Origin of the sequence: Streptomyces kebangsaanensis, from assembly GCF_001906585.1 — a bacterium.
In the GTDB taxonomy this organism is placed as follows: domain Bacteria; phylum Actinomycetota; class Actinomycetes; order Streptomycetales; family Streptomycetaceae; genus Streptomyces; species Streptomyces kebangsaanensis.
Genome location: NZ_JUJA01000170.1, coordinates 90,751 through 93,324, shown reverse-complemented (window position 1 = coordinate 93,324; position 2,574 = coordinate 90,751). Strand labels below are relative to the sequence as shown.

The 2,574-nt window shown below is 71.0% G+C and carries 2 protein-coding genes; both read left to right on the top strand.

The genetic code is table 11. The annotated features are described in order from the left end of the window. Positions 1-268 precede the first annotated feature (268 nt). Positions 269-1,000: a maleate cis-trans isomerase family protein gene (locus tag RH94_RS38455; protein ID WP_073952902.1), complete on the top strand. Its 732-nt coding sequence runs from the start codon at positions 269-271 to the stop codon at positions 998-1,000. Between the two features lie 184 nt (positions 1,001-1,184). Continuing rightward, positions 1,185-2,339, top strand: coding sequence for a glutathione-independent formaldehyde dehydrogenase (locus RH94_RS38450; RefSeq protein WP_073952911.1), 1,155 nt, complete (start codon positions 1,185-1,187; stop codon positions 2,337-2,339). The last annotated feature ends 235 nt before the right edge of the window (positions 2,340-2,574 follow it).

Here is a 2,574-nt window from a genome sequence, read left to right as displayed (position 1 = left end):
GTGAGCAGGGCGCGGCGGCGCAGGCCGGGTCTGTCCGTGGGGGACGAGCCGTTGTCGTAGGGAACCATGGGCGCGCCGCTACCCGGAACGCGAGAGGGTATTCCGGCCGAATTCCAGCCCCCGCCATTCCTTCACAGGCGTCATCGGAACCTGTTCTCGGCCGACCGGGTCGCGACGGGGGCTGCGTCGCGCCGACGGGGTACCCGAGTCGTGAGGCCGTACTGGCCGCCCCACTGTCCGAAGAACAAGAGCAGCAGGAAGGCTGGAGATGACCGCACTCGGATTCCTCTACCCGGGCCACTTCGCAGAGGACGACTATCCGCGCATCGAGCAGCTCCTGGGCAGCGACATCCGGGTGGACCTGGTCCACACCGACATCGGCGAGGCCACGCGCCGGGTGGACGCGCTGTACGGGATGGGCTCGCCCGAGCGGCTCGCCCAGGGCGTGGAGGGGCTGCGCCTGTCCGGGGCGGAGGCGTTGGTGTGGGCGTGCGACGGCGGCGGCTTCGTACGCGGCTGGCAGGGCGCGCACGAACAGGTCCGCGAGCTGGCCCGGGCCGCCGGCATGCCGGCCTCCTCCACCTCCTTCGGCTTCGTGCACGCGGCGGCCGAGGTCGGCGCCCGCCGGGTCGCTCTCGCGGCGACCTACCCGGAGGACGTCACCGGTCTGTTCGCGGACTTCCTGCGCGCCGGGAGGATCGAGGTGGTCGCCGCCCGCAGCGCCGGCGTCGTCACGGCGGCGGAGGTGGCCGCCTGGGGCGAGGCGGAGGTCCTGGCGCTGGCGCGGGAGGCGGACGTGCCGCGGGCGGAGGCGATCCTGCTGCCCGACACCGCCCTGCACACCGCGTCCCACATCCCCGCTCTGGAGAAGGACCTCGGCAAGCCGGTCCTCACGGCGAACCAGGTGAGCGTGTGGGAGGCCCTGCGGCTCGCCGACCGCCGCGTCAACGCCCCCGAGCTGGGCGCGCTGTTCACCCGGGAGCCGATCGTCCAGGTGTGAGCCCGTCCGGGTGAGGGCCGCCGCGGTTGCGGGCCCTGCCGCGGGGGCGTTACCTGGAAGTACCGGCGGTGCAGCGAGAACGCCCGAGGCCCACGGCACGGGGCGATCGACCTCGCCTGCGTGTGCGTCCCCGGTAACGGCCCGTCACCGCCGTCGTCCAGCGTTCGACGCGGAGGTGACCCAGGTGAAAGCCGTCGTCTACGAAAAGCCCTTCAACGTGACGGTGAGGGACGTCGACGATCCGCAGATCCAGCACCCGAACGACGTGGTCGTACGGGTCACGTCGACCGCGATCTGCGGATCCGACCTGCACATGTACGAAGGCCGCACGGCCGCCGAGTCGGGCATCGTCTTCGGCCACGAGAACCTCGGCATCATCGAGGAGGTCGGCAGCGGCGTGACCTCCCTGTCCCAGGGCGACCGGGTCGTGATGCCGTTCAACGTCGCCTGCGGGTTCTGCAAGAACTGCCTGGCCGGCAAGACCGGGTTCTGCCTCACGGTCAACCCCGGATTCGCCGGCGGAGCCTACGGATACGTGGCGATGGGCCCCTACATGGGCGGCCAGGCGGAGCGGCTGCGGGTGCCCTTCGCCGACTTCAACTGCCTGAAGCTGCCGCCGGGCGATGAGTTCGAGAACGACTTCGTGCTGCTCGCCGACATCTTCCCGACCGGCTACCACGGCTGTGAACTCGCCCAGGTGAAGCCCGGCGAGTCCGTCGTCGTCTTCGGCGCCGGACCGGTGGGCCTGATGGCCGCCTACTCGGCGCTGCTGCGCGGCGCGGCGAAGGTGTTCGTGGTCGACCGGGTGCCCGAGCGGCTCGCCAAGGCGGAGGAGATCGGGGCCATCCCGATCGACTTCAGCGAGGGCGACCCGACCGAGCAGATCAAGGAGCAGACGGACGGAGAGGGCACCGACAAGGGCGTGGACGCCGTCGGCTACCAGGCCCAGTCCCACAAGGACCCCGGCCAGGAGGAGCCCGCCATCGTCCTGAACCAGCTCATCCAGACGGTACGGCCCACCGGCATGCTCGGCGTACCGGGGCTGTACGTGCCCTCGGACCCGGGCGCACCCGACGAGCAGGCCAAGCACGGCCAGCTGCTGGTCGCCATCGGCAAGATGTTCGAAAAGGGTCTGGCGATGGGCACCGGCCAGTGCAACGTCAAGCAGTACAACCGCCAGCTGCGCGATCTGATCATCGCCGGGCGCGCCAAGCCCAGCTTCGTGGTCTCCAACGAGCTGCCGCTGAGCGACGCGCCCGACGCGTACCAGAAGTTCGACAAGCGGATCGAGGGCTACACCAAGGTGGTCCTCCACCCGGGCCACGCACTGGCGGCGTGACGGACGGAAGGCCAAGAGGGACAAGGGGAGCCGCGGGGCTCGCCCCCGGACCCGAGGACAAGGGTCCCGGAGACGAGCCCCGCGGCCGTTTCCGCTGAGCTCCGGGGCGGGGGGCCCCACGGCTGTTTCCACTGAGGTCCGGGGCGGGCCTCGCGGCTGTTTTCCCTGGGGTCGGGGTGGGTCTTGCGGTGGGTTTCCCTCGTGGGTCGGGGTGGGTTTTGCGGTGGGTTTCCCT

What these genes read in the sequence shown, in the direction of transcription:
- RH94_RS38455 (WP_073952902.1), top strand. Translation starts at nt 269, where the DNA reads ATGACCGCACTCGGATTCCTCTACCCGGGCCACTTCGCAGAGGACGAC.